The 26,690-nt window shown below is 43.2% G+C and carries 33 protein-coding genes; 23 read left to right on the top strand and 10 right to left on the bottom strand.

The features are described 5' to 3' along the window. Positions 1–16: 16 nt before the first annotated feature. Positions 17–1,042 (bottom strand): S1C family serine protease, encoded by a 1,026-nt coding sequence (locus Q9312_RS09290; RefSeq protein ID WP_309204339.1) that lies wholly within the window; start codon positions 1,040–1,042, stop codon positions 17–19. 413 nt (positions 1,043–1,455) lie between these two features. Here Q9312_RS09290 and hppD point away from each other — a divergent pair, with 413 nt between their 5' ends. The 3 genes from hppD to phhA are packed head-to-tail and all read left to right on the top strand — an operon-like array spanning position 1,456 to position 3,913. Continuing rightward, on the top strand, positions 1,456–2,484 hold the full coding sequence (hppD, locus tag Q9312_RS09285; RefSeq protein ID WP_309204338.1) for a 4-hydroxyphenylpyruvate dioxygenase: 1,029 nt from the start codon (positions 1,456–1,458) through the stop codon (positions 2,482–2,484). Next, a complete protein-coding gene (locus tag Q9312_RS09280; protein ID WP_309204337.1) occupies positions 2,484–3,056 on the top strand; it encodes a VOC family protein in 573 nt (190 codons plus the stop codon). The genes hppD and Q9312_RS09280 overlap by 1 nt, the downstream gene beginning before the upstream one ends. Next, positions 3,053–3,913 carry a phenylalanine 4-monooxygenase gene (gene phhA, locus Q9312_RS09275; RefSeq protein WP_309204336.1) on the top strand — a complete coding sequence of 287 codons (861 nt, stop codon included), beginning with the start codon at positions 3,053–3,055 and terminating at the stop codon, positions 3,911–3,913. Before Q9312_RS09280 ends, phhA begins: the two co-directional genes overlap by 4 nt. Positions 3,914–4,088: 175 nt before the next feature. On the opposite strand, the gene Q9312_RS09270 is transcribed toward phhA, so the two are convergent. Together Q9312_RS09270 and Q9312_RS09265 are read right to left on the bottom strand one after the other, a co-directional pair. Beyond that, positions 4,089–5,021, bottom strand: a complete 933-nt coding sequence (locus Q9312_RS09270; RefSeq protein WP_309204334.1) for a tellurite resistance TerB family protein — start codon at positions 5,019–5,021, stop codon at positions 4,089–4,091. Positions 5,022–5,173: 152 nt separating this feature from the next. Continuing rightward, positions 5,174–5,965 (bottom strand): DUF1963 domain-containing protein, encoded by a 792-nt coding sequence (locus tag Q9312_RS09265; RefSeq protein ID WP_309204333.1) that lies wholly within the window; start codon positions 5,963–5,965, stop codon positions 5,174–5,176. 573 nt (positions 5,966–6,538) lie between these two features. Between Q9312_RS09265 and Q9312_RS09260 the strand changes: the two genes are divergently transcribed. Further along, entirely contained in the window at positions 6,539–7,795 is a 1,257-nt protein-coding gene (locus Q9312_RS09260; protein WP_309204332.1) for a response regulator, read from the top strand. A gap of 73 nt (positions 7,796–7,868) precedes the next feature. Here Q9312_RS09260 and Q9312_RS09255 read toward each other — a convergent pair whose 3' ends face one another. Genes Q9312_RS09255 through Q9312_RS09240 form a run of 4 tightly spaced genes read right to left on the bottom strand, consistent with a single transcriptional unit; the run spans position 7,869 to position 12,418 of the window. Continuing rightward, on the bottom strand, positions 7,869–9,080 hold the full coding sequence (locus tag Q9312_RS09255; protein ID WP_309204331.1) for an ABC transporter permease: 1,212 nt from the start codon (positions 9,078–9,080) through the stop codon (positions 7,869–7,871). A 9-nt stretch (positions 9,081–9,089) separates the two neighbouring features. Further along, positions 9,090–10,403: an ABC transporter permease gene (locus Q9312_RS09250; protein WP_309204329.1), complete on the bottom strand. Its 1,314-nt coding sequence runs from the start codon at positions 10,401–10,403 to the stop codon at positions 9,090–9,092. Positions 10,404–10,413: 10 nt separating this feature from the next. Next, positions 10,414–11,127, bottom strand: coding sequence for an ABC transporter ATP-binding protein (locus Q9312_RS09245; RefSeq protein ID WP_309204328.1), 714 nt, complete (start codon positions 11,125–11,127; stop codon positions 10,414–10,416). A gap of 16 nt (positions 11,128–11,143) precedes the next feature. Then, the gene (locus Q9312_RS09240) at positions 11,144–12,418 is read right to left on the bottom strand and encodes an efflux RND transporter periplasmic adaptor subunit (RefSeq protein WP_309204327.1); all 1,275 of its coding nucleotides are present in this window, start codon (positions 12,416–12,418) and stop codon (positions 11,144–11,146) included. Between the two features lie 169 nt (positions 12,419–12,587). Here Q9312_RS09240 and Q9312_RS09235 point away from each other — a divergent pair, with 169 nt between their 5' ends. Then, positions 12,588–13,004 carry a DUF6491 family protein gene (locus Q9312_RS09235; RefSeq protein ID WP_309204326.1) on the top strand — a complete coding sequence of 139 codons (417 nt, stop codon included), beginning with the start codon at positions 12,588–12,590 and terminating at the stop codon, positions 13,002–13,004. Between the two features lie 108 nt (positions 13,005–13,112). Here the strand turns inward: Q9312_RS09235 and trhO are convergent, their stop codons facing one another. The 3 genes from trhO to fusA all read right to left on the bottom strand — a co-directional run bounded on the left by trhO (position 13,113) and on the right by fusA (position 17,360). After that, a complete protein-coding gene (gene trhO / locus Q9312_RS09230) occupies positions 13,113–14,105 on the bottom strand; it encodes an oxygen-dependent tRNA uridine(34) hydroxylase TrhO (protein WP_309204325.1) in 993 nt (330 codons plus the stop codon). A gap of 145 nt (positions 14,106–14,250) precedes the next feature. Then, positions 14,251–15,189: an AEC family transporter gene (locus Q9312_RS09225; RefSeq protein ID WP_309204323.1), complete on the bottom strand. Its 939-nt coding sequence runs from the start codon at positions 15,187–15,189 to the stop codon at positions 14,251–14,253. 86 nt (positions 15,190–15,275) lie between these two features. Next, positions 15,276–17,360 carry an elongation factor G gene (gene fusA, locus Q9312_RS09220; RefSeq protein WP_309204322.1) on the bottom strand — a complete coding sequence of 695 codons (2,085 nt, stop codon included), beginning with the start codon at positions 17,358–17,360 and terminating at the stop codon, positions 15,276–15,278. A gap of 738 nt (positions 17,361–18,098) precedes the next feature. Between fusA and Q9312_RS09215 the strand changes: the two genes are divergently transcribed. The 18 genes from Q9312_RS09215 to rplF all read left to right on the top strand — a co-directional run bounded on the left by Q9312_RS09215 (position 18,099) and on the right by rplF (position 26,681). Further along, complete coding sequence (locus tag Q9312_RS09215; RefSeq protein ID WP_309204321.1) at positions 18,099–18,587, top strand: hypothetical protein; 489 nt, start codon at positions 18,099–18,101, stop codon at positions 18,585–18,587. 433 nt (positions 18,588–19,020) lie between these two features. After that, positions 19,021–19,332: a 30S ribosomal protein S10 gene (gene rpsJ, locus Q9312_RS09210; RefSeq protein ID WP_144393999.1), complete on the top strand. Its 312-nt coding sequence runs from the start codon at positions 19,021–19,023 to the stop codon at positions 19,330–19,332. Between the two features lie 76 nt (positions 19,333–19,408). Beyond that, positions 19,409–20,044, top strand: coding sequence for a 50S ribosomal protein L3 (gene rplC, locus Q9312_RS09205; protein WP_309204320.1), 636 nt, complete (start codon positions 19,409–19,411; stop codon positions 20,042–20,044). An 11-nt stretch (positions 20,045–20,055) separates the two neighbouring features. After that, entirely contained in the window at positions 20,056–20,673 is a 618-nt protein-coding gene (gene rplD / locus Q9312_RS09200; protein WP_309204318.1) for a 50S ribosomal protein L4, read from the top strand. Then, positions 20,670–20,963, top strand: a complete 294-nt coding sequence (rplW, locus tag Q9312_RS09195) for a 50S ribosomal protein L23 (RefSeq protein ID WP_309204316.1) — start codon at positions 20,670–20,672, stop codon at positions 20,961–20,963. Before rplD ends, rplW begins: the two co-directional genes overlap by 4 nt. A gap of 18 nt (positions 20,964–20,981) precedes the next feature. Continuing rightward, a complete protein-coding gene (rplB, locus tag Q9312_RS09190) occupies positions 20,982–21,809 on the top strand; it encodes a 50S ribosomal protein L2 (protein WP_309204314.1) in 828 nt (275 codons plus the stop codon). 14 nt (positions 21,810–21,823) lie between these two features. After that, a complete protein-coding gene (rpsS, locus tag Q9312_RS09185) occupies positions 21,824–22,099 on the top strand; it encodes a 30S ribosomal protein S19 (RefSeq protein ID WP_309204313.1) in 276 nt (91 codons plus the stop codon). Positions 22,100–22,112: 13 nt separating this feature from the next. Beyond that, positions 22,113–22,445 (top strand): 50S ribosomal protein L22, encoded by a 333-nt coding sequence (gene rplV, locus Q9312_RS09180; protein WP_309204312.1) that lies wholly within the window; start codon positions 22,113–22,115, stop codon positions 22,443–22,445. A 10-nt stretch (positions 22,446–22,455) separates the two neighbouring features. Further along, entirely contained in the window at positions 22,456–23,154 is a 699-nt protein-coding gene (gene rpsC / locus Q9312_RS09175) for a 30S ribosomal protein S3 (RefSeq protein WP_309204311.1), read from the top strand. An 11-nt stretch (positions 23,155–23,165) separates the two neighbouring features. Further along, positions 23,166–23,579 carry a 50S ribosomal protein L16 gene (rplP, locus tag Q9312_RS09170; protein ID WP_309204310.1) on the top strand — a complete coding sequence of 138 codons (414 nt, stop codon included), beginning with the start codon at positions 23,166–23,168 and terminating at the stop codon, positions 23,577–23,579. Further along, a complete protein-coding gene (gene rpmC, locus Q9312_RS09165; RefSeq protein WP_309204309.1) occupies positions 23,579–23,770 on the top strand; it encodes a 50S ribosomal protein L29 in 192 nt (63 codons plus the stop codon). The genes rplP and rpmC overlap by 1 nt, the downstream gene beginning before the upstream one ends. Continuing rightward, on the top strand, positions 23,770–24,030 hold the full coding sequence (gene rpsQ, locus Q9312_RS09160; RefSeq protein WP_309204308.1) for a 30S ribosomal protein S17: 261 nt from the start codon (positions 23,770–23,772) through the stop codon (positions 24,028–24,030). The genes rpmC and rpsQ overlap by 1 nt, the downstream gene beginning before the upstream one ends. Before the next feature lie 111 nt (positions 24,031–24,141). Continuing rightward, positions 24,142–24,510, top strand: coding sequence for a 50S ribosomal protein L14 (gene rplN / locus Q9312_RS09155; protein ID WP_309204307.1), 369 nt, complete (start codon positions 24,142–24,144; stop codon positions 24,508–24,510). A 13-nt stretch (positions 24,511–24,523) separates the two neighbouring features. After that, positions 24,524–24,844: a 50S ribosomal protein L24 gene (gene rplX / locus Q9312_RS09150; RefSeq protein WP_309204306.1), complete on the top strand. Its 321-nt coding sequence runs from the start codon at positions 24,524–24,526 to the stop codon at positions 24,842–24,844. A gap of 20 nt (positions 24,845–24,864) precedes the next feature. Continuing rightward, a complete protein-coding gene (gene rplE / locus Q9312_RS09145; RefSeq protein WP_309204305.1) occupies positions 24,865–25,404 on the top strand; it encodes a 50S ribosomal protein L5 in 540 nt (179 codons plus the stop codon). 10 nt (positions 25,405–25,414) lie between these two features. Next, positions 25,415–25,720, top strand: a complete 306-nt coding sequence (rpsN, locus tag Q9312_RS09140) for a 30S ribosomal protein S14 (protein ID WP_309204304.1) — start codon at positions 25,415–25,417, stop codon at positions 25,718–25,720. A gap of 17 nt (positions 25,721–25,737) precedes the next feature. Continuing rightward, on the top strand, positions 25,738–26,136 hold the full coding sequence (rpsH, locus tag Q9312_RS09135; protein ID WP_309204303.1) for a 30S ribosomal protein S8: 399 nt from the start codon (positions 25,738–25,740) through the stop codon (positions 26,134–26,136). An 11-nt stretch (positions 26,137–26,147) separates the two neighbouring features. Continuing rightward, positions 26,148–26,681 carry a 50S ribosomal protein L6 gene (rplF, locus tag Q9312_RS09130; protein WP_309204302.1) on the top strand — a complete coding sequence of 178 codons (534 nt, stop codon included), beginning with the start codon at positions 26,148–26,150 and terminating at the stop codon, positions 26,679–26,681. Positions 26,682–26,690: the final 9 nt, after the last annotated feature.

Below are 26,690 nucleotides of genomic sequence, written 5' to 3'. Positions count from 1 at the left end.
CAACACAAACCAGACTTTAATCATCCTTCAACGGCAAAAGGGTCACCATAACTTTCTTGTTTTTACCATTTCTCTGAATCGTTAAAGAGTAGTCTTTCATCGGCTCAGCCAGTGCGACCATACCAATAAAGTGCCACCAATCAGAAACCTTGGTCCCATTAAAGTCGACAATAAAGTCACCGACCTCGAGACCTGCCTTATCGGCGGCGCTACCAGACATGACTTCACTGATGATTACGTATTTTTGTTGCCGATCGGATGAGACATCAAGCCATACATCACCACCTGCAATACCCAGACTGGCTCGATTAATTTTTCCTGTCGATTTTAAGTTAGGCAGAAAACGCATTAAGGATTTAGTTGGAATAGCAAAGGCTTGACCGGCAAATTTATGATTAATAATAATGGCTGCACTGACCATTCCTAATACTTCTCCCTTGCGGTTAAATAGAGGTGAGCCAGCGCTGCCTAAGTCTATCGCAGTGTCTGCCTGTAACATTGGAAAAGGCGCACTTAAAGCATTCACTTGGGGAAGGTGACTGATAATGCCAGAACTCAATGTGTTTTTTAACTCGGTATGATTACTCAATACCGCGACCGATTCTCCGAGTGTAAAGTCTTCGCTAAAGGTAACACCGGGATAGTCAGTACTGTTAATTTTGATCACGGATAAATCTAAGCTTTCATCGCCGCCAACAAAGGTCCCTTTGTGACGGAAACCATCGTGTGTCGATATCCAAATTTCACCACTCGAAGAGACCGTGTTAAAGGAGGTGATTAGATACCCTTGGTTATCGATAAAAAAGCCGCTGCCTTTAGTTGTGCCGCGCTTGTTTTGGCGACCTTCCAGTAGTTTCTTCATTAGCTCATCGGGCTTTGTCGAGCTGCCAATGGTTTTCCGTTCGTTTGCTGAAGGAGAGAACTCGATACTCACATAAGACTTTTCGATCGTTTGAACAACGCCGCTGAAATCATTTGCTACTGCAACTGAAGCAGACATTAACAAAATGAAGTAGCAAAGTGAAAACCAGATTTCTTTCATAAAGCCTCTCGCCAGGTAGTTATAAGGATCGCTGATGTTCTGTCAAAGTAGATTATCTAAAGGCGGCTGTAAAGTTTCTACCGAGCTTCTCAGTGTTCTCTTCCCTAAGCTGGCCGCTGACAACCTAAAATGTCGATAAGTGTTTAAATGAGCTTTGGTGCGACGCAATAGTCGAGTAATTAATAGTGCACATATAATTATTGGTTAATTAAGATAGCCATATAAAACAATAAGATAAGGTGTAAATAATAGTTTACAAATAGTTCGCTTGATCCAGATCAATATTACCGAACTCAAGTCCCTTTAATTTTGCTGCATTACAAAGACTTTGGCCCTAGAAGCGACTGCACTTGCCGAGCTAGTTTTGTTTTGAAAGCGTCGTGTGATCAGGGTGTTAATACGAGGACAACGAAATGACAGATAATTACTTAGGTTTGAGAGGCATAGAGTTTACCGAGTTTGCGAGCCCAAGCGCAGAGTTTATGGACCAAGTGTTTGATGCCTTTGGGTTTTCAAAACTAAAGCGTTTTAAAGACAAAGATATTATCTATTACAACCAGAATGATATTCATTTCTTACTCAACCAAGAGCGTCAAGGCTTCTCGGCTGAGTTTGCAAAACAACATGGCCCTGCCATTACTTCCATGGGTTGGCGGGTCGATAATGCGCAACAAGCATTGGCGATTGCGATCGAGCGGGGCGCGACAGAAGCGACCGACAAAGACTTACCCTATCCAGCGATTTATGGCATCGGAGATAGCTTGATTTATTTTATCGATCAATTTGGCGAGAAGGGCTCTATTTATGAAAATGACTTTATTGCAGTAGAGACGCCTAAAATTGCTGAAAATAAAGGCTTTCTAAGAATTGATCATTTAACCAATAATGTTAAAAAAGGCACCATGACTCACTGGGCGGATTTTTATAAAAATATTTTTGGCTTTAGTGAAGTTCGTTATTTTGATATTAAAGGGAAAGAAACCGCTTTACTGTCTTATGCATTGCGTTCTCCGGACGGTAGCTTTTGTATTCCAATTAATGAAGGCAAAGGCGATGAGCGAAATCAAATCGATGAATATTTACGTGAATACAATGGCCCAGGTGTACAACACATTGCATTTGAAACGGCGGATATTTTATCGTCGTTAGACAAGCTCGATCATAGTGTCATTGACACCCTCGATATTCATGATGATTATTACGAAACTGTGTTCGACCGCGTACCGAATGTGACAGAAGATCATCAACGGATTAAAGATCATCAAGTGCTCGTCGATGGCGATGAAAATTCCTATTTATTACAGATTTTCACCAAAAATCTTTTTGGGCCGATCTTTATTGAAATTATTCAACGTCAGAACAACCAAGGTTTTGGCGAAGGTAATTTTCAAGCTCTGTTTGAGTCAATTGAGCGAGACCAGAAAAAGCGTGGAGTGCTCTAATGTACATTCAACAAATTCATCATGTGGCTTATCGTTGTAAAGACGCAAAAGAGACGGTCGAGTTCTACACCAGTGTATTGAACATGAACTTTATTTTGGCCATTGCAGAAGACCGAGTGCCGAGCACCAAGGAACCCGATCCCTACATGCATATCTTTTTAGATGCGGGCATGGGCAATATTTTGGCTTTTTTTGAGTTGCCCAACTCGCCTGATATGGACCGTGACCGCAATACACCCCAGTGGGTTCAGCACATTGCTTTGCAAGTGAAAGATACCGATGCTTTAATTCAGGCGAAAAAAGAATTAGAAGAAAAAGGTATTGAAGTCATAGGGCCAACGAATCATGAAATTATCCAGTCCATTTACTTTTTCGATCCGAACGGCCATCGCCTTGAACTAACGACGGTCACTGCAACGGCAGAAATGATGAATAAACTCGATGCTGTAAAGTGGGATATGCTTGAAGAGTGGTCTAAAACAAAACGAGCACCCAAGCAGGCTGCTTGGTTGCACAGCCAAGAGTTTACAGAACAAAAAGACGATCGTCTCGAAGAGGAGGTAAGCACATGACTGCTTATGTTGCTAAGCTCCCTGATGCGAATGGAATGGTCAGTTACGACGAAATAGAGAATGATACTTGGTCATTTTTGTATTCAAGGCAAATGAATTTAATTCAGCAGCGAGCATGTGCTGAATACTTAAACGGCTTAGATGTTTTAGGATTAAATCGATTTGCTGTTCCTCAATTGCCAGATGTTAATAAGGCCCTGAGAAATGCGTCCGGCTGGGAAGTAGCCGCTGTACCTGCCCTGATTCCTTTTGCTGAGTTTTTTCAACTACTCGCTGACCGAAAGTTTCCCGCGGCAACTTTTATACGAACACCAAACGAAATAGACTATTTACAAGAACCGGACATTTTTCATGAAATCTTTGGACATTGCCCATTATTGACCGATCCTGTGTTCGCTAATTTCGTTCATAACTATGGCAAGATGGGAGTGAAAGCTTCACCGATCCAACGTCGTTATTTAGCGCGAGTATTTTGGTTCACGGTCGAGTTTGGTCTTATTCAAAACCAACAAGAGCAAAGAATCTATGGCGCAGGTATTTTAAGCTCGCCATCAGAAACGGTTTACTCTTTAGAGGATTCTAAGGCTAAACGGGTACCCTTTAGTTTGCAACGAGCATTGCGTACTCCCTATCGAATCGACATTCTTCAGCCGCAATATTTTGTTATAGATTCGTTCGAGCAATTATTCGAAAGTATGAATGAGTCAATCTTTGATGAGATTGAGCAAGCAATCGAATTAGGCGATTTCGAACCGTTATTTGAAGTGGCCAGTCAAAAAGGAAAAGTAACGACTGAACGGGAATCTCCAAAAGCTCCCGCAAGTAAAAAACAAGTATTTGAGCAGCATGATTGCTAAGAAGGAATGATTGCTAATAACGTATGTTAGCTTCTAAGTCTTGGCTTTAATGACTAAAAGCGAGAGAGCTATTTTGACATTTAATGTGAGCTTTCTCGCTAGCGTGAATTTTTTTGTCTATCACCCAACATTGTCTATCACTCAATTCTTGTTTATTACCTTGTGAGGTAAAATATTAGTTTGCTTGCTCAATGGCTGTAAAGATATTCATGCTGCGGTATTTTTGGCAAATCATCTGCGCATAGTTCAAAGAATAATATTCACCGACTCGGTAACAAACGCCGCCTTTATCCGTGACTTTAGTAAAGTCAGGAATTAACCGCTCGATCATGGTTTCTTGATCTTGATTCTGAGGTGCAATTAAGACTTCATATTTTGGCAGATCTTCCTCACCGTTCAAGTAATCTTCAAACACATTATAAATTTCATCTAAGATGAACTTTTCATCATCGGAAACTTGATTGTCAGCTTTTGCAATGGTCTCGAGCAACGCTTTAACCTCAGCGGCTTGTTCAACCGGTGGCGCATAGTCTAAATAGTCCACAACAGAATCCCGCAATTCCATGAAGCTTAAGGTTTGATTCGTTGATTTTAGGTTTGTTATATCAATGTCTAACTTCCATAGTTTGTGAAATGACTCTAACAACTCTTTTTCAGCATCATCGATACGGCCGTCAATTAGGGCTAATTGAACAAATATTTTACTTATTCGCTCCGCATGTTTGGGCTTTACTAAAGCTTTAATTAGGTCCGTTGCTTCGTCATTCTCTTTCTTGATCGCCCTAATAAATCGTTGCCAAATACTGCGCTTCTCAGATTTTTGCTTCGTCCAAAAGCCGATGCCTACTAAGAAAAAGAATGAGCCGACTAAGAGACCAATTCCGGTTTGTAAGGCACTGGCATAATCTTGGTCAATGATTAAATATTTTATGAAGAAAGGCAGAGCCGAGATAAGACCTAATATGGCTGCATAAACTGAGATACTTTCTGCGACATTCTGGTCATGTTTGCGAGACCAAATCTTATTCACGGTTAAGTACGACTTGATAAAACCAATCGCGACCGAAGCGTAAGCAAACCAGCCGACCAAGGCGATAAGTATTTCCATAACCTCTACCTGCTAATTATGCTGAAAGCATTCAGCAATTTATAGTGCATATTTCAATCATAAGCATAGACTAATAGAGATGTGATAAAAACGAAAGGGTTATCGGCAACTTACAAGTTGCCGCGGTTAAAAAAAAGCTCGAATTGGTGATGTCAAGTACCTTGGAAAACAATAGAAAATAACGGAGCAGATGGGTTCGAGTCATCGGCAAAAATATACATATTTTCAACCGGCACTCCATCTTCTAGCATGCCTAAATAGCCAACAAACTTCATCGGCTCTCCGTCTGACGATAATGGCTCTTCTGGATCTTGCCACCACTGTGGATAAACGCCAAGAAAAGAACCGCCACACGGACCACTTTCAAAATCTATCTGCTGATAACGTTGGTAAATGGGGTAGAACTCATCATTGTCATCATCGCCGTAATAGGCTCGAGAAAGCCCATCAGCCCATGATGAACTTAAATCAAGCAATGATTTTAGTGGAATTTTATTGAGACAATGAGATTCGGCATCGCTAATAATATTGTCTGGTTCGATCGAATGCGCAAAGAAATTAACTAATACATTGAGATCGCCGTTTGGAGCGTAAGGTTGGTCTGCCATATGGATGACTAGAGTTCCCGAAGTACTGGCAAAATCCGATAGATCGGAAAGGTTAATTTGTCCGATAAACTGCATAGGCTCTGCATTTGAGTCTAATGGACGACTTGTGCCTATGGGCCACCAAGGCGTTCCTCGAAGTTTAGTCGAGTAGTCTTGAACTGATTGTTGCTTTTGTGCACTAAAAATAAAAGCAGGCTTCTGCGCTTCATGAAGATGTTGCTTAACCGGTTTTGATTGATCAAAATCGAACGCTTCATGTTCGTAGTCATCTTCAAACTCGCTGGGATCGAACTCAGCCGCCATACTTTCAAACTCTTGACTAAACTGTTCAAACATATTTTTAAATCTTTTATTGAAACATCGCCAAAGGGTCTTGGTGGCTTTTTAGGTTTAGTGTGCAACAGTTCCATCGGACGAAATGTATAACGATTAATATTCAAGGGAAGTTCATCAATGGGTGCCGTATCTGCGAAGGTATCAATGCCGGTAATTTCAAACTCAATATCTAACGGATTAATAACCAAGTCAATCAATGTTTGATCGTCTTGCAGTAGCTGTAAAGCTACATCTTGTGCCTCTTCATCCGTATTTGCAGAGACGGTTAAATTTACTGTAAAAAAGTACCCATCGGATGAATCTTGAGGTTTCACAGGCAACGATGCCAAGCGATCGTTATTTAGAAAACAGTTGGATGCTTGAATGCTAATGCAGTATTTCGACATAATTTTCTTCCATAAAATATGACATAAAGTAGCGGTGCTATTGATAGTATATCTTTCGGTTCTAAGAGAGAAGAAAAAATGCAATTGGTTAAATTTACATCGGTTGTGTTAACTGGTTCTCAAACAACACCGCCTTTAAGCTTCAAAATCCATCGTATCACTCGATAACCCGATAGGGATGTCTATCATGGACGAAATCATCGCATTAATCGTGGATGACTCAAAGGCGGCTTGTGCGGTTTTAGGACGGCTATTGAAGCGCTTCGGTATAAGTAGTCAGTCAGTTCATAGCGCACAAGAAGGTCTTGCCTATTTAGAGAGTCATACACCAGACATTATCTTTATGGATCATTCGATGCCCGATATGGATGGTTTAGAGGCCGTAGAGATCATTAAGGAACAGCCGAATTTTGCTGCGACGCCAATTTATATGTTTACGGCAAAGAGTGGCAACGAATATCAAGAACAAGTCGCGAAGGCTGGTGCTAACGGCGTGGTTTCTAAAACACTCGAACTGCAAGCGTTGAAGCAAGTCTTATCTCAACATCGTTTGGTGGCTGATAAAAGTACACAAGAGACCAGTGACGATGTTATGCAAGAGCAGCGCATGCAAATGTGGCTCGAGTCATTTCTAGAAAATAAGATAATGCCAAGTTTGGCTTATCGACTCGATCATTCAACGCGTGAAACACGTGAAGAAATGCTGCAAAACAGTCAAAAGTTGTATCGCGACAGTTTGAGCTTTCACATGCAACAACAAAAGCAATTGGTCAATCAGCTACAAGCTGAAAAAGATGCTCTAGCGGCATCTTATGAGTGGAGTCGAATTCAATTTCATCGACGACTGACCATCAGTTTAAGTGTCGTTCTGTTGATAGTCTGTGGATTTTTTGCAACACAGTGGTATTCAATCAAACACTTTGCTACTCAATTAGAATCTAAACAGCAAAGTATGTTAGCGCAATTAATTGATTTGACTCAAAAGCAGAGTGAGTTGGTTAAAGACAATGTAGAAATAAGTGAAAAGATAACTGAGTCACCAAATCGACCGACTCAAATTTATGATCAAAGTGGTCAGCCAGTGGCGAAAATTGTTAGCTTTTCAATGGATAAATCTTCATTGCGAGCTCGAACCAACACAGGTTACTTTTTTAATTTAAATGAAGGCGAAATAGAAGCCTATATTGGGCCTTTGTATTTCGCTGCTCAAGGATGTTTTGGTACGCGTTTTGTAGAAAGCGAAGCTGGGTATATTTTTACTTCAAGTAATGGAGAGCTGATGTACACGCCGGATGATTATAAACCTCAGTATAAAGATGTGTATTCTATGTTCGATAAAGAAGGTAACTGTGTTGAAACAGAAATGAGTGTTGTTGCGGTTCCTTTGTTCGCTAATAATTACGATATTACCGGTGTCAGCGATGTTGCTTTGCAAGTAAGGTAGTTGCTTTAACTGAAAGCGTTAAAAAGGGCCTCATATGAGGCCTTTTTTGTTACTGTATGTCGTCAAAGACCAATTACACACTCCGAGTCGCGATAGCTGGCGAGATTGCGCAAGCTTTTCGAGCTGGCCCGTAAACGGCAACAAGCCCAATCACCCAAAGCGCGAGCATTCCGATGGGAATGTAGTACCAATCAATGCGTGGCAGATCGAGTGCCGATACCAAAAGCATGTTTAAGCCTAATGTCATTCCTACACCTAAAACGATACCAAAGCTCGAAATGATAAAGTTCTCAAGTAAAAAATAGCGCATGATATCAATTTTAGTAGCACCCAATGCACGACGAGTCCCAATTTGTTTTCTACGGCGATTAACGCTGAAGCTGGCGAGACCAACAATGCCTAAAGCCGTTACCACAATCAGGGCAATAACCAAGGTCGATAATATCGTATTCATACCATTATGTGATCGGTAACTTCGCTCTCGAATATCGTCCATACTTTGAACTCGACGGATCAACCGGCCTTTATAATTAGCTAACAACCCTTCTTCGACTTCGCGCATTAAACGATCGCGTTGCCCAGGCTCAGTTCTAACGATGATTCTTGCTCCGCCAAATTCCGTCTGCTGTGGTACTAATAAGCTACGCTCTAGACCACGCCAACCATTCCAAGGAGCTTGCATTTTTTCAATAATGCCAATTATTTTTATCGGTTGATCGTCAGAAATATAGACCGTCTTATCAATGGCATTTTGCCAATCGTCTTTGAACAATTGTTTGGCTAGTTCTTGAGTAATGATACCTTGCCCCGGCCAACTGGTGGATGTTCTGCCACGCCAGGTGATTTCATTGGGCTCAAAGTTTCGACCGGCAATGAGTTTTAAACCAAATGCATCCATACCATGGTGATCGGCAAAGTAAATCGCCGTTCCAGTGCCATTGGTATCGCTGTTACTTTCAGTGTTAAGGCTCATTGACCAACCACCGCCAATCAGTGGTGCTGAATTACTTTGAACGGCATCAACCACGCCTGGCAACCCTCGAATGTAGTTTAAGTCTTCTTGCAGTTGAACTCTTTCATTAAAGTCTTTGGCAAAGCCACTGTATCCAAAAACAAAAACATTACTCTCATCAAGACCGCTCGGTCGATCCATTTGCGATTGTCGTTCATTAATCATGAAAACCGCATTCACAATAATGGTCATGGTTAATGCCATTTGCGCTGCAATTAAAATTGCCCCGGTTTTATTGCGCTTTAGGGCGCTTAAAATAGGTCTAAATTCCATGGTCAATCCTTATTGAGTCTTAAGTTGAACTGCTGGCTGAATATTACAGGCGCGCCAGGTAGGGTAGATGCCGGCAAGCAACGCTGAAATAATCGCCAGAACAATGGCGCTGGTGACCATTACAAAATCGAGTTGCACGAGTTGGTCAAAATCATCACCGAACAGTGCATGAACGCCTTGCAGCCCGCCAAAAGCGAGAGCCAAACCGAGCAGTCCCCCGGCAAATCCAACCATCGCTGACTCGAACAAGTGTTGAATAAACAAAGCTGACTTACTCGCACCCAACGCACGACGCAAACCGATTTCTGCAGCTTTCGTCGAGAACTTCGTTAATAGAATTCCAATCGTATTTAACAAACAAACAACAAGAAACATAACCGAAAGCCACATAACCACTTGCGCATTTTCTGAGACGACTTCTTGTTGCTCTAACCACTCCATTACGTTATTTATTTTATTATTAAGAGGTCGTGGAAAACGCCCCAGTTCTTTTTGCTGCTTCGCGTAATCATTTAAAAAGGATAAGTAGTTTTCTTGATCGGCTTTGGTGGGTAGCTCGGCCCAAAACTGAATCCATACACATTCAGAGTTTAAGAAACCCTGCCAGCCTTCTTCAGAGTTCGGTTTCCAACAGTTAGTATTACCTGAGCGATCGAGCTGCTGTGAGGCAACGAGGTTAAAAGGGATATAATAATCTTCAGGATCGTTAAATGGTCCATTGGTTACGTCGTAGTATTTGGGTACAGGGGAAAAGTCATCCAAGACACCAACAACTTGATAACTTTGACCGCCGATAGTTACGTATTTTCCAACTGAATTTTCGCCGCCGAAAACTTTATCATTCATTTCTCGACTTAAAACCGTCACCATTTGTTCATTATTATCGACATCACGATTCCATGCTCCACCAAAAAGAAAAGGCGTTTTGAACATGCTAAAAAAATCCCCAAAAGCTGCGCGGCCGGTTGCTTCTATTGGTAGTGTGTCTTCGCCTTCAGGCTCAATAACGCCGTAGACTTTGGTCATGGCCGTCTGCTTTTCTGCAGGAGCACTTCTCATCAAAGCCGTTGCATCGAGGTAGGTTAATTGATCCGGTGGTAAATTGGGTTCACGAAAGGGGTCGTTTGGATCCCATGTATCTAATTGAATCGCAAACAACTGGTCACTTTTTTCAGGGATCGGATTGCCTGACATCGCATAGTTGACCGTGATCGTAGTCATAGACGCTCCAATACCCACACCAATTGCAGAGACCATTAGTAAGGTAAGTATCGGTGTGCGTTTAATCGAGAGCAGGGCTAACTTTAAATAGTATTTAAACATTTAGTTGTCCTTATGCTAAAGCCGATACAGCTTCTTTAGTGGGTTTTGGAGATGACTTTAATTTTTCTGAAACTTCTCCATCTTTAACGAAAATATTGCGAGGTGCTCGCTCTGCAAGCTTTGGATCATGGGTTACCATAATAATGGTGGTTCCAGATTGATTGATTGACTCGAGAAGCTGCATAACACTCTCAGCCATCGCTGAGTCTAGATTTCCGGTTGGTTCGTCTGCCAGTAAAAAACGCGGCTCCCCGGCAAGTGCGCGTGCTATGGCCACCCTCTGTTGTTGGCCGCCAGAGAGTTGCATTGGAAGGTGTTTCATACGTGCCGCTAAACCAACCGTTTCTAATGCGTGCTCTATACGCTCTTTGCGCTCTTGACGATTCATTTTTCGATAACGGAGTGGAACATCAACGTTATCGAAAAGGTTTAAGTCTGGAATCAGGTTGAAACTTTGAAAGATAAATCCGATTTTCTCATTTCGAAGTTTCGAACGTTGGTTATCATTAAGGTTACTTACATCGACATTGTCGAGAAAATATTGCCCTGAGGAAAATGTTTCGAGTAAACCCGCGATATTTAGAAAGGTTGTCTTTCCGCTTCCTGAAGGTCCTGTAACGGCTACAAAGTCGCCCTCGTTAACGGTAAGTGAAAAGTCTCTAAGCGCATGTGTCTCAACGATTTCCGTTCGGAATACTTTCTTGATATTGGTCATTTTTAGCATGTTAAATTCCTCTAATTTATCGGTTGATCAAGACGTTTTCTGCGCCTTCAAAAGATTCTGTGTTTGAAATAATAATGCTTTCGCCAGCGCTTAAGCCGCTCAGCACTTCAACTTGCGACAAGCTACGAGCACCGGTCTCAATAGATACTTTCTCAGCAATATCGTTGTTGACTCGATAAGCTAAACGGCCACCACCGGCATCTAAAAATGGTCCTCGCTGAACCATTAATACGTCTTTCTTTAACTCAAGAAGAATGCGAGTGGTTAACCTTTGATTTTGTCGTAACCCTTGTGGAATCTGATTATGAAAGCGAATACGGCCAACCACTTGGTTGTCTTGAATTTCGGGTGAAATTGAAACCAGCTGTGCATTGAACACTTGACCACTGTTTTGAACTTCTGCGTCCATTCCAATGGCTAAGTCGTCGGCGTAAGATTCAGGTATCTGAACTTCAACTTCAAACTGACTCAAATCAACCACAGAAATGATTGGCTGATTTTTACTGACCGCGGTGCGCTGTTCAACAATCAGTTGGCCGACAATGCCTTCAACTGGAGATAACAACTGCAACGATGCCTTTTGACGTTGCAATTCTGCTACCAATAATTGCTGACGCTGTACCGCTAAGCGTTTGGTCTTTAGCTCGAATGCTAGGCTTTCTTGATTGAGTTTGGCATCGGCAATCGCATGCTGGTGAGCGAGTTGAGCATTTTGTAAATCATCTTTGGCTTTTTCATAATCGATGGTTGAAATCGCTTTGCGTTGCCACGCTTGTTCTGCTCGTCGCATTTCGCGTTCTGCTGCATTGAGGGTTACTTTGGCTAGATCAACGGTCTTTTGGTTTTCGAGTGCTTGCTTTTTAGTTTGAATTGATTGTCGCTCTTCATCAATTTCCATACTTTCAAGGGAAGCTTGTTCTTGCTCGAGTTGATTAGATAGCTCGGGGCTGTCGACGGTTGCTAGTGGCTGTGCTAATTTTACGCTTTCGCCTGCTTGTACATGGAATTGGACGGTGCCATCACTGGTGGCGTAAAGCGTTGGACTGACTGCCGCGACGACTTTTCCTTGCACAGAAATGTCTCGAACGAAATCGCCTCGAGTAACGCTAGCAATTCGTATTCGCTCCATAGAGACGCTGTGTTCGGCTTTCGCCCAGCGCGAAATAAACGGTGTGGCAAGTACAATGAGCGTAATGACAACGGCTGACATTCCTCCTATGTACCACCAACGACGATGTCCACTATTTGACGCGATAATCGTATCTTGACCTGAAGTATCACTTATTTTCAAAGCATCCCCCCAATTTTAAATGTGATAGCTTAGTTATAGGCAAGACGCAGTTTTCGAGGAGATAGTTTGAATTCTTGTCACTTTAAATGTTTCAATGTATGTATCTAGGTCAACCTTTGTAGGCGTTAGTCGTTAGAAGGGGGTAGAGACCATTTAAGGAGAGATAATCATGCGATCAGTAAAAGGCGCACTTTTTATTGTTCTAAGCTTTTATTTAGCGGCCTGTGCCGGAAAACCCAGCCGAGTAACCTCAGAGGTTAATGAAAAATACAAAACTTTTGTCGCAAAACAAAGTTATGAGCCCGTTGATCGTATTACTAGCTTTCGATTTTATTCCTGGTCATATTTGAGTGAAGACTACATCATTCTATCGACGACCATGAGTAAACCTCATTTAATCGAGTTTAAAACGCCATGCTATGATTTAAGATTCAGCCATAAAATCAAAGTGAATAATACGGGCTCGTCGCTGAATGCAAATTTTGATTCGATTAAAATTTTAGACTCGGCATTTCCAAGCTGCTACATCAAAGCTATTTATCCGCTCACTAAAGAGCAAGCCAAAGAGCTCGAAAATCTAGAATAAAAAAAGCCGCGAAAGCGGCTTTTTTTATGCTCGGATGATTTGCTCGGATGATTTGCTCGGATGATTTGCTCGGATGATTTGCTCGGATGATTTGCTTGGACAATTTGCTTAAGAAGCTTTTTGTTTAGCTTGTTCTCGTTGCTTCGCGATGAGCTCTCTTTTTTTCTTTTGCTTTTGAGCTAACATAGTGGCAGCTTCATTGCCGATATGCTGTTCTCCACGTTGTTTGGCTAGTTTGATTTGTAGCTCTCGCTGCGCGTAGCGTTCTTTTTGTTCCGGTGTGGTTTTGTCAAAGCAGTGAGGGCAACTAACGCCTTGCTCAAATAATTCACTGGCTTTGTCTTCTTCTGTTATAGGTAACCGACAAGCGTTGCATTGATCGTAGCCACCACGCTCTAAATCGTGATTAACAGTAACGCGGTCATCGAAAACAAAACACTCACCTTCCCACATAGACTGCTCTTTGGGTACGTCTTCGAGGTATTTCAAAATACCACCTTTTAGATGATAAACCTCTTCGAAACCTTGCTCTTTTAAGTAAGCGGTTGATTTTTCACATCGAATTCCGCCAGTGCAAAACATAGCTACTTTTTTGTGCTGTTTCGGATCTAAATGATCTTCGACGTATTTTGGAAACTCTCGGAATGTTTCGGTATGCGGATTTACGGCATTTTTAAAGGTACCAACTTCGACTTCGTAATCATTTCGAGTGTCGATGAGTATAACTTCCGGATCACTTATTAATGCGTTCCAGTCTTCTGGAGCAACGTAGGTTCCAACCGTTCGATTGGGATCGACATCTTCAACACCCATGGTGACGATTTCTTTTTTCAACTTCACTTTGGTGCGTTTGAATGGACAAATATCGGTAAACGACTCTTTATACTCGATAGGATTTAATTGCTCGTGACTGTTTAGCCAAGCCAATAAGTGATCGATGGCAGCACGAGAACCTGCGACGGTGCCGTTAATGCCTTCATGAGCGAGAAGTAGAGTACCCACGACATTGTGCTCGGTCATTTCTTTGAGAAGAGGCGCACGAATGGCCTCGAAGTCGCTTAACTTTACAAATTTGTAAAGCGCGCATACTACGTATTGCATATAAATTCTCCTGCTTGCCGAATCGTAAATTCGGTGCTCGTTTGAATGTGAATAATTAACCCCTTTAAAGGGAGGGGTATTATAGTGGATTCGAAACGCGAGTCCAAGAACCGTTAGAGATAAAAATGGGTTGAATCACTCTCGGCTAAGGAGCTAGATCGAGAAAGTAGATCCAAGCTGGTATCGTCGCAATCGCCACTAGGGTTGAGTTTAAAATGGCTGAAGCAAGATAGGGAGAGGATTTCGGATCTTGGGCTGCAAACATAAAGACATTGATGCCAACAGGAGAGGCCGACATGATGACGGTAACAGCAATTAACGTTGGTGAAAGATTAAACCAGTATTGCCCACAACAATAAACGGCGAGAGGAAGCAGTAACAGCTTTATCGTGTTGACCGAAATGGATAAGGGCAGTTGGTGTGTTGACTTGTAGCGCGCTAAGGTAGCTCCTAGAACAATGAGCGCACAGGGTAAAGCGGCACCCTTTAAGTAATCTAGGGTGTGTTGAACAATCGAGTGCAAAGGTAACGCCAAAAGCTTCGCCGAAAGTCCAAGAAGCAAGCTAATAACGATAGGACTGCGCGTAGTGATCCAAATACTGGTGGCGAGTGAGCGGTACCACTTTTTATCGGCTTCTTGATTCTCTGCAAACAGAGACGTTAGTGTGAATAGAATGAGACTATGAATCGAAACAATCACAAAGCCGGGCAGTAATACAGAGTCTCCAATCAGCGTTAGTAAAACCGGAATACCGATTAACACATTATTAGAAAAAGTTGCCGCTAGTGAAAGTAATTCGGTTTTTCGAAAAGAGGCTTTGAATACCGCTCGAAAATAAATATAGCTCAACACATACCAACCAATAACAGGAATGTAAAAGCTTAAAAGAAGGTTCGAGGAAATTGAAGACAGATCTTCGCTGTTGTAAATACTGGTGAACAGCAAGCAGGGGATAAATACCGTAAAGGTTAAGCGACTTAGTCCATCGAGAAATCCATCGTTGAATACATTAAAGCGTCGGCAGCAATAACCTAGGGCAATAATGCAAAGGATTGGAACTATGGCTAACAGGATCGTCGACATAAATTAAGTATACTTTTTTCGGTGGTCATAAAAAACCCCGAGCGGCGAACCGTTCGGGGTTTTTGAGTCGCTCATTAGAAAAGCAATTATTTCTTTTCTTTGCGCTCTTTGGCTTCTGCGATAACTTGCTCTGCCACGTTGTTAGGACATGGAGAGTAGTGTGCAAATTCCATTGAGAACTGACCACGACCAGAAGTCATAGTACGTAGGTGACCGATGTATCCGAACATTTCAGAAAGCGGTACTTCACCTTTAATACGTACACCAGTAGGACCTGCTTCTTGGCCACTGATCATGCCACGACGACGGTTTAAGTCACCGATAACGTCACCAACGTGATCTTCTGGAGTGAACACGTCAACTTTCATGATCGGCTCAAGAATTTGTGGTGAAGCTTTCGGAATTGATTGACGGAAAGCACCTTTAGCAGCGATTTCAAATGCAACCGCAGATGAGTCAACGGCGTGGTAAGCACCGTCCACTAAGGTAATTTGAACGTCAAGTACTGGGTAGCCAGCAAGAACACCTTCTTGCATCATACCTTTAAAGCCTTTCTCAATTGCCGGCCAGAATTCTTTTGGTACGTTACCACCAACAACTTTTGACTCGAAAGTAAAGCCGCTGTTTTGCTCGCCTGGCTCAATGATGTAGTCGATTTTACCGAACTGACCAGAACCACCTGATTGTTTCTTATGCGTGTAGCTATCTTCAACACGTTGAGTGATAGTTTCACGGTAAGCAACCTGTGGTTTACCTACGTCTAGTTCAACACCATGTGTACGCTTTAAGATGTCAACTTTGATGTCTAAGTGAAGTTCACCCATACCTTTAAGGATGGTTTCACCAGAATCTTGATCCGTTTCAACTTGGAATGAAGGATCTTCTGCAACCATTTTAGAAAGCGCAACACCTAGCTTCTCAGAAGCGCCTTTGTCACGAGGTGCAACCGCAATCGAGATAACTGGATCCGGGAATACCATTGGCTCAAGTGTACATGGGTTGTTTGGATCACATAAGGTGTGACCGGTTTGAACGTTCTTCATACCAACAACCGCAAGAATGTCACCCGCTTGCGCACCTTCTAACTCAGTACGTTGATCAGCGTGCATCTCTACCATACGGCCGATACGCTCAGTTTTACCAGTGAATGAGTTAAGAACGGTCATACCTTTAGTCATTTTACCTGAGTAAATACGGATAAAGGTTAACGCGCCGAAACGGTCATCCATAATTTTAAACGCTAACGCACGTAATGGCTCATCAACTGAAACGGTCGCTACTTCACCAGTTTCGTTACCTTCTTCGTCAGTCAACGGTTGTGGGTCAACTTCGGTTGGAGACGGTAAGTAGTCAACAACGGCGTCAAGAACGTTTTGAACACCTTTGTTTTTGAATGCTGAACCACAGAAAGTCGGGAAGAACGCTAAGTCACGAGTACCTTTACGGATACAACGCTTGATGTCTTCGATAGAAGGCTCTTCACCTTCTAAGTATTTTTCCATCAAGTCATCGTCTTGCTCAACCGCTGTTTCAACTAACATTTCACGGTATTCCGCAGCTTTGTCTTGCATGTCAGCTGGAATATCGATCACTTCGTAGTTTTCTGGAAGACCTGAGTCATCCCATACGTAAGCTTTTTGCTCAAGTACGTCGACAACGCCTTTGAAGTCGTCTTCGATACCGATTGGTAACGTCATTACTAATGGACGTGCCGCCAATACATCTTCTACTTGCTTAACAACGCGATAGAAGTCGGCACCCATACGGTCGAGTTTGTTTACGAAGATGATACGCGCAACTTCTGATTCGTTCGCATAACGCCAGTTGGTTTCTGATTGTGGCTCAACACCACCAGAACCACAGAATACGCCAACACCACCATCAAGTACTTTCAATGAACGGTAAACTTCAACGGTGAAGTCAACGTGTCCAGGAGTATCGATGATGTTAAGGCGGTGATCTTTCCAGAAACAGGTTGTCGCAGCTGACTGGATTGTAATTCCACGCTCGGCTTCCTGTTCCATGAAGTCAGTGGTTGATTCGCCGTCATGAACTTCACCGGTTTTATGAATTTTACCGGTAAGCTTCAAAATACGCTCGGTAGTGGTGGTTTTACCCGCGTCCACGTGAGCGAAAATGCCTATGTTTCTGTATTTAGATAAGTCAGCCATGTTTCTACTCTATGTTGCAATTAAAAAAATTGTTTAAAAATTAAACCTGTTTCGGGGCGTTAATCGCGAAAAGGCGCGCATTATACACTAGTTGTTTGCTAAGAGTTATCCCTTATTGAATAAATTTCGGCCAAAAGGCACGATTTATGAAGCAATCATCCGCACACAGCGAGTAGAAGATAAATGTCGGGTTGCATGGGGAGCATTCATTTGACGAGTTTACTTTGCTATTTATTTGATTTTACAGGGTTTATATTACGATTTGGCGATATAATCTTTTGTGGGTTGAAAAGCAAACTCAGCTTCAATATTGATGGAATTGGTGGTTGCGTGCCGCTTCAAGACGCTAAACAATCGCGATGCAAACTACCGCGCAAGCAAGAAACATTGAAGGAAAGTATCTTAGCCAGCATGAGCGGGTTTAAAGCGACTTTTATCAATGACATTGTTAAAATGCCTGCGAAGTTAATCTGTCAGCTAAGGTAATCTGTCGGCTAAACGATTGCGGCTTTAATGTGCCTCTGTGGGGTATCCATTTGTTTTCGGTGGCAGTCGATACTATAAAAGGGGCGATAAATAGTAAAAGGGGCGATAAACAGTCGTGATAGAGTATAAAGAAGAGGCTGTATGCTCGAGAAGCTTTGATATCCGTAGCATCGATACCTTGCAGCTGGGTGACACGCTGTTCGGTAACTTGTAGGTCAATACGTTACTCGAAACATAAATGACCCCCCGTATATGAAAAATATGGATAATCCGTCAGACAATTCGAACTCGACCAATCGAGGAGCAACAAGCTCGACTTCCTGCCGTGAGACCGCTGAAGCTAATGACAAAGCGAAAGAAACCGGTTCTAGCGAAGGTGCTAGCGCTTTCTTTAATGGTACTCATGTTAATGGTAACCATGTTAATAGCAACCATGTTAATAGTAATCATGCCATTCCCTATCGGAAAACCTTAGTTGCCTGGGGATTATGGCAACGTTTTAAGTATGAGGCATTTATTGCCCTAACCTTGGTGTTAGTTCCACGATTCTTTTTGCGCCAAGGCATGGTGGTCGATGTGCTCTTGATCATCATGATGGCCGTGGCCGCCTATTTTTCCTGGATTCGCCAAAAACACTTGGATCAATCGTATTTTGCCGGAAGAGCCTTATTTTGGCGGCTGATGCTGTTGGTCTGCGCTGTGACGGTTGGCCTTATGTCTTATCAACTATTGTCTCTTTAACTATTTAATCCTAGTTAAATGTTGATCATGTCTTAATGAATCGAGTAGACCTATAGTTGAGCGGTTGCACAGTAAGTTATTGATTTATAATAAAACAGTGCACGATAAATTAGCGTTATATGCGGTTGGCCAGTGCCTTTAGCTAATTGTCGGCGTTGTTCCGTTGACCTGTCCGCACAACCCCGTCAGATAAAGTCAGATTATGGCTTGCTTATAAATTGAACTTCTCATATAATAGCGCGCCCTCGTAGTAGGGACATGGATGAACCGCCGGTCACTAGTGGCTTTTAAGCCTGATTGGCGCGAGCAGATGCTCATCAAGGACAATCGAGCCTGATATGGGGTTCGAACTGGTAAAACTGCCGTTTCTCAATATTAGATTGAGAGGGCGGTTTTTGACATTTAAAAATTGACTAATTGGAGTGTCTTTGCGATGGCAAAGCAGCGTATTCGAATTCGACTAAAAGCTTTCGACCACAAGTTGATTGACCAGTCTACTGCAGAAATCGTGAACACTGCGAAGCGTACTGGTGCTCAGGTATGTGGACCTATTCCATTACCGACACGTAAAGAACGTTACACCGTTTTGATTTCACCGCACGTAAACAAAGACGCGCGTGATCAATACGAGATTCGTACTCACAAGCGATTGGTAGACATTGTAGAACCAACTGATAAAACTGTTGATGCATTAATGAAGCTGGATTTAGCAGCAGGCGTTGATGTGCAAATCAGCTTGTCATAAGTAGAAAGCAGTTAGTAACTGAAAGATTGATGACTAGAGATGTTGGCAAATCCAACGTCATTTAGAGGGCCGTAACATGACAATCGGAATCGTAGGCCGCAAATGCGGAATGACCCGAGTATTTACAGAGAATGGTGAATCTATTCCTGTAACTGTGGTTGAGGTAGAAGCTAATCGCATTACTCAGGTTAAGACACAAGAAACTGACGGCTACACTGCTGTTCAGGTGACTACGGGTAGTAAAAAAGCTTCTCGTGTAACTAAAGCTGCTGCAGGCCACTTCAAGAAAGCTGGTGTTGAAGCAGGTCGCGGATTATGGGAATTCCGCGTAGACGCAATTGATGGTCTTGAGCTTGGCGGAGAAATCAAAGTTGATATCTTCGAAGCTGGCCAAAAAGTTGACGTAACTGGTACCTCAAAAGGTAAAGGTTACGCCGGTACCATCAAGCGTTGGAACTTCCGTGGTCAAGACGCAACTCACGGTAACTCTATCTCTCACCGTGTTCCTGGTTCGATTGGTCAAAACCAAACGCCAGGTCGTGTTTTCAAAGGCAAAAAGATGTCTGGACACATGGGTGCTGAGCGAGTAACTACACAGACTCTAGAAGTCGTGCGAGTTGACGCTGAACGCAACATTATTTTAATCAAAGGCGCTGTTCCAGGTGCCGTTGGCGGCGATGTAATCGTTCGACCAGCAGTTAAGGTAGGCTAAGGGGAAGACGAATGGAAATTAATTTATCTGTTCCCGGCAATAACGCAAGTGGCGCTTTGCAAGTTTCTGAAACTGCTTTCGGCCGTGAGTTTAACGAAGCATTAGTTCACCAGGTTGTTGTTGCTTATATGGCTGCTTCACGTTCTGGTACTCGCGCTCAAAAAACTCGTGCTGAAGTAAGCGGTGGCGGTAAAAAGCCTTGGCGTCAAAAGGGTACTGGCCGCGCTCGTGCGGGTACTATCCGTAGCCCAATTTGGCGTGCCGGTGGTGTAACATTTGCTGCTAAGCCTCAAGATTACTCGCAAAAAGTAAATCGCAAAATGTATCGCGGTGCGATGCAAGCGATTTTGTCTGAGCTAGTACGTCAAGAGCGTTTGGTAGTGGTTGAAGAGTTTGCAGTATCTGCACCAAAAACCAAAGAATTAGTGAGCAAGCTTAAAGAGCTTGAGCTAAAAGACGTTTTAGTTGTGACCGAAGACGTTGAAGAGAATTTATATCTTGCAGCGCGTAACCTACATAAAGTAGACGTACGTGACCCGCAAGGTGTTGATCCTGTTAGCTTGATCGCTTACGACAAAGTCTTAATGACTGTTGGTGCGGTTAAGAAATTTGAGGAGATGCTAGGATGAACCAAGAACGTTTAGCAAAAGTGCTTTTGGCACCTCATATTTCTGAGAAAGCAACAGTGAACGCAGAAAACGGACAGTTCGTTTTCAAAGTTGCAAAAGATGCGAATAAGCTGGAAATCAAAAAAGCTGTTGAAGCCATGTTCGAAGTAGAAGTGGAATCAGTCAGCACACTTAACGTGAAAGGTAAAACTAAACGCGTTGGTGCGATGACCGGCCGTCGTAAGAATTGGAAAAAAGCCTACGTGTCTCTGAAAGAAGGTCAGGACATCGACTTTGTAGGCGCCGAATAAGCGAAGAGGTGAATTAAGATGGCTATCGTTAAAGCTAAACCAACTTCTGCAGGGCGTCGCTTTGTCGTTAAAGTGGTTAACCCTGATTTACACAAAGGCAAGCCACACGCCGCACTTCTAGATAAGAAGAGCAAGAAAGGTGGTCGTAACAATAATGGTCGTATTACGGTTCGTCACATTGGTGGCGGTCATCGTCAACACTACCGTTTAGTTGACTTTAAACGAAATAAAGATGGTATCCCAGCGACTGTAGAGCGTTTGGAATACGATCCTAACCGCAGTGCAAACATCGCTCTTGTTCTTTATAAAGATGGTGAGCGTCGTTATATCATTGCACCTAAAGGCCTGCAGGCAGGTGACCAGGTAATTTCTGGCGACCATGCTCCAATTAAAGCAGGTAACACTTTACCAATGCGTAATATCCCAGTTGGTTCAACCGTTCATTGTGTTGAAATGAAACCGGGTAAAGGCGCGCAAATCGCTCGAAGTGCTGGTACTTACGTGCAAATCGTTGCTCGTGATGGCGCTTATGTGACCTTACGTTTACGCTCTGGCGAAATGCGTAAAGTTCTAGCGGATTGCCGTGCAACTGTTGGTGAAGTTGGTAACGCCGAACATATGCTACGTTCACTGGGTAAAGCCGGTGCATCACGTTGGCGTGGAGTTCGTCCTACTGTTCGAGGCGTTGCTATGAACCCAGTCGACCATCCACACGGTGGTGGTGAGGGACGTACCTCAGGTGGCCGTCATCCTGTAACTCCATGGGGTGTACCAACTAAGGGCAAGAAGACTCGTAGTAACAAACGTACCGACAAACTAATCGTTCGTCGTCGTAATAAGAAATAACAGAGGGTAGAACTGTGCCACGTTCACTAAAGAAAGGCCCATTTATCGACCTTCATTTAATGAAGAAAGTCGACGAGGCTCTTGAAAGTAACAGTAAGAAGCCAATTAAAACTTGGTCTCGCCGCTCAATGGTTTCTCCAGAAATGGTAGGCCTTACCATCGCGGTTCACAATGGTCGTCAACATGTGCCTGTTTTCGTTACCGAAGACATGGTAGGTCACAAGTTAGGTGAGTTTGCACCAACTCGTACTTACAAAGGCCATGTTGCTGATAAATCATCGAAGCGATAAGGCGGAGGTCATCATGGAAACTCAAGCAGTTTTAAGACATGCTCGCATCTCTGCTCAAAAAGCACGTTTGGTTGCTGATCAAATTCGTGGTTTACCAGTAGAAAGAGCATTACAAATTCTCCAATTCAGCCCCAAGAAAGCCGCTGGCTTAATGAAGAAAGTCTTGGAGTCTGCCATCGCAAATGCCGAGCATAACGACGGTGCTGATATTGACGAATTAACAGTTTCAACCGTTTTCGTTGACGAAGGCCCAACGCTTAAGCGTATTAAACCGCGAGCGAAAGGCAGAGCTGACCGCATTTTTAAGCGTTCATGCCACATCACCGTCAAAGTCGCGGAAAAGTAGGAGATAGGTAATGGGTCAAAAAGTACATCCAACCGGCATCCGTTTAGGGATTGTTAAGCAGCACAATGCAACTTGGTATGCCGAGCGTGGAGATTACGCCGATAACCTGGAAAGCGATATTCAGATTCGTAACTGGTTAAAGAAAGAATTAGCATCTGCGTCAGTTTCTCGCATTGAAATTGAGCGTCCAGCTAAAGCTTTACGCGTTACGATTCACACAGCTCGCCCTGGTATTGTGATTGGTAAGAAAGGTGAAGACATTGAGAAGCTTCGTAAGAAGTTATCAAACCTTACTGGCCTTGCTACTCAAGTTAATATCGAGCAAGTTCGTAAGCCAGAATTAGACGCGCAATTAGTCGGTGACAGCGTCGCTCAGCAGTTGGAACGTCGTGTTATGTTCCGTCGTGCAATGAAGCGTGCTGTTCAAAACTCAATGCGTTTAGGCGCTGGCGGTATCAAAATTCAAGTTTCTGGTCGTTTAGGCGGCGCAGAGATTGCACGTACCGAGTGGTACCGTGAAGGTCGTGTACCTTTGCACACACTACGTGCTGATATCGACTATGCAACAGCCGAAGCTCACACTACTTACGGTGTAATTGGTGTGAAAGTATGGATCTTCAAGGGCGAAGTTTTAGGTGGTGAAGAGCAACAGACAGAAGTCGAAGCTCCAGCTCCTAAAAAGAAAGGCCCCCGTGCTAAGAAGAAGTAGGGGTATCGACCATGTTATTACCAAAAAGAACGAAGTTCCGTAAGGTTCAGAAAGGTCGTAACCGCGGTGTTGCGATTGCCGGCGGTAAAGTTAGTTTCGGTGAGTTTGGCTTAAAAGCTACTACTCGCGGTCGTTTAACTTCTCGTCAAATCGAAGCGGCACGTCGTGCTATGACTCGTCATATGAAACGTGCGGGAAAAGTATACATTCGGGTATTTCCAGACAAGCCAATTACTCAGAAGCCATTAGAAGTACGTATGGGTAAAGGTAAAGGTAGTGTGGAGTACTGGGTAGCTCAAATTCAGCCAGGTCGTGTTTTATACGAGGTTGAAGGGGTACCTGAAGCGCTGGCGCGTGAAGCATTCCAATTAGCGGCTGCTAAGTTGCCAGTAAGAACCACCTTTGTAACTCGGACGGTAATGTAATGAAAGCAACTGATTTACGTGAAAAAAGCGTTGATGAGCTGAATGCAGAGCTAATCGAGCTAAGCAAAGAACAGTTCAATCTGCGTATGCAGCATGCAACTGGCCAGCTGAACCAAACTCATCAGCTGAAGCAGGTACGCCGAAACATCGCGCGTGTTAAAACTGTACTTAACCAGAAGGCAGATTCGTAATGAGCGAGCAAGCAACTGTAAAGCGCACTCTCCTTGGTAAAGTAGTGAGTGACAAGATGGATAAAACCATCACTGTGCTAATCGAGCGCCAGGTAAAGCATCCTTTGTACGGAAAATTTATTAAGCGTTCTACAAAAGTACATGCTCATGATGAGAACAACGAGTGCAACATGGGTGATCTTGTAAGAGTGGTTGAGAGCCGTCCTCTTTCAAAATCAAAAACCTGGCAACTTGTTGAGATTGTCGAAAAAGCAAACTAATTGACTGAGTCACAGCTAAAGGCTGTGACTTAACGATAATTTTAATGTATACTCCCGCGTCCTTTTTGCCGGACTATCGGTAAATGTGCGGGTTGAATGCGGAGATAACCGATGATCCAGATGCAATCGATGCTTGATGTGGCTGATAATAGTGGTGCGCGTCAAGTAATGTGTATAAAGGTCTTGGGAGGATCGCACCGACGTTACGCCCACATTGGTGACGTAATTAAGGTGAGCGTGAAAGAAGCGATTCCACGCGGAAAAGTTAAGAAAGGTGACATCGTGAACGCAGTTGTAGTGCGTACTCGTAAAGGTGTTCGCCGTCCTGACGGTTCCATTATTCGTTTCGACGGTAACGCAGCGGTTCTTCTTAACAATAACTTGCAGCCGATTGGTACTCGTATTTTCGGACCTGTTACTCGTGAATTACGTGGTGACAAGTTCATGAAGATCGTATCACTGGCTCCTGAAGTGCTATAAGGAGACTTGAGGCATGCGTAAGATCAAAAGCGGCGATGAAGTCATTGTAATCGCAGGCAAAAGTAAAGGTCAGCGTGGCAAAGTCACTAAGATTCTTGTTGAACACGATAAAGTTATCGTGGAAGGCGCGAACTTAGTGAAAAAACACCAGCGCGCCAATCCTCAAGCAGGTATTGAAGGCGGCATTATTGAGAAAGAAGCTCCGCTTCACATCTCAAATATTGCGATTTTCAATGCGGCTACTGGTAAGGCTGATCGTGTTGGTATCAAAACGCTAGAAGATGGCGCGAAAGTTCGCGTATTCAAGTCTTCTGGTGAACAGATTGATATTTAATCTAATTTGGTGAATTAAAGATGGCGAAACTGCACGACTTATACAAAGACAATGTAGTCAAGCAACTTCAAGAGAAGTTCGACTACAAATCTGTCATGCAAGTCCCACGCATTACAAAGATCACATTGAACATGGGTCTGGGTGAAGCGGTTGGCGACAAGAAAGTTATCGAACATGCAATGAGCGATATGACCGCAATCTCAGGCCAAAAGCCGGTAGTTACCCGAGCTCGAAAGTCTGTTGCAGGTTTTAAAATCCGTGAAGGATATCCCATTGGATGTAAAGTAACATTGCGTGGCGAAAAAATGTGGGAATTCTTCGAGCGATTGATTTCTATTGCTATTCCTCGTATCCGTGACTTCCGTGGCTTGAACCCTAAGTCATTTGACGGACGTGGAAACTACTCTTTAGGAATTAAAGAGCAAATCGTATTCCCAGAAATCGACTACGATAAAGTCGATAAAGTGCGTGGTTTAGATATTACTATCACAACCACTGCGGAATCTAACGAAGAAGCTCGAGCGTTATTAGACGCCTTTAACTTCCCTTTAAAGAGTTAAGGAACGAGAAATGGCTAAAGTATCAATGATTCAGCGCGAGAAAAAGCGTGCTCGCACCGTTGCGAAATACGCTGAAAAACGTGCAGAGTTAAAAGCGATTATCCGTGATCCCAAAGCTAGTGAAGACGAGAAATGGGAAGCGCAACTTCAATTACAAAAGTTGCCTCGTAATGCGAGTCCTGTACGTCAACACAATCGATGCCGAGTTACTGGGCGTCCTCATGGCTACTTACGTAAGTTCGGCTTGTGCCGTAACAAATTACGTGAGCATGCAATGAAAGGCGATGTTCCAGGCTTGGTTAAAGCTAGCTGGTAATTCTTGGGAGAATCGTCATGAGTTTGCAAGATCCAATTGCCGATTTATTGACCCGTGTTCGTAACGGTCAAATGGCAGGCAAAAAATCAGTAAATATGCCGTCTTCTAAGCAAAAAGTTAACGTTTGTAACGTGCTTAAAGAAGAAGGTTATATCCTTGACTACTCTGTTTCAGAAGAAGAAGGTAACAAGCGCACTTTGTCAGTACAGTTAAAGTACTATCAAGGTCGTCCAGTTATCGACGTCTTGAAGCGAGTTAGTCGTCCAGGTTTACGCATTTATAAGAAAGTAGATGAGCTTCCTAAAGTGGAAGGCGGTCTTGGTATCGCAATCATCTCTACTTCTAAAGGTGTAATGACAGATAAAGCTGCACGCGCTGCCGGTTTCGGTGGTGAAGTGATCTGCACCGTAAGTTAAGGAGTAGTATCATGTCTCGAGTAGCTAAAAATCCTGTAACTATCCCTTCTGGTGTCACTGTAACTATCAGTGGTCAAGAAGTTACTGTCAAAGGCAGTAAAGGTGAGTTAAAAAGAACAGTACACGATGCTGTTGAAGTTAAACAAGATGACAACCTACTAACTTTTGCTCCTCGCGAAGGTGTTGCTAATGCAAGTGCATTTGCTGGAACTATGCGTTCTTTAATTAACGGCATGGTTATCGGTGTAAGCGACGGCTTTGAGAAGAAATTGCAGCTGGTTGGTGTTGGTTACCGTGCGCAAGCAAAAGGTAAAACATTAAGCCTGACCCTAGGTTTTTCGCATCCTGTTGATTACGAAGTACCAGAGGGTATTACTGTTGAAACTCCGTCAAATACTGACGTAGTTGTCAAGGGCGCCGACAAGCAATTAGTCGGTCAAGTTGCAGCGAATATTCGCGCGTATCGTCCGCCAGAGCCTTATAAAGGTAAAGGTGTTCGTTATGCTGATGAGCATATTCGTCGTAAAGAAGCGAAGAAAAAGTAGGGCGTCGTC

This window comes from Pleionea litopenaei (assembly GCF_031198435.1).
GTDB lineage: Bacteria > Pseudomonadota > Gammaproteobacteria > Enterobacterales > Kangiellaceae > Pleionea > Pleionea litopenaei.
The sequence above is the reverse complement of the archived record's forward strand: the minus strand, read 5'-3'. Positions and strand labels throughout refer to the sequence as shown.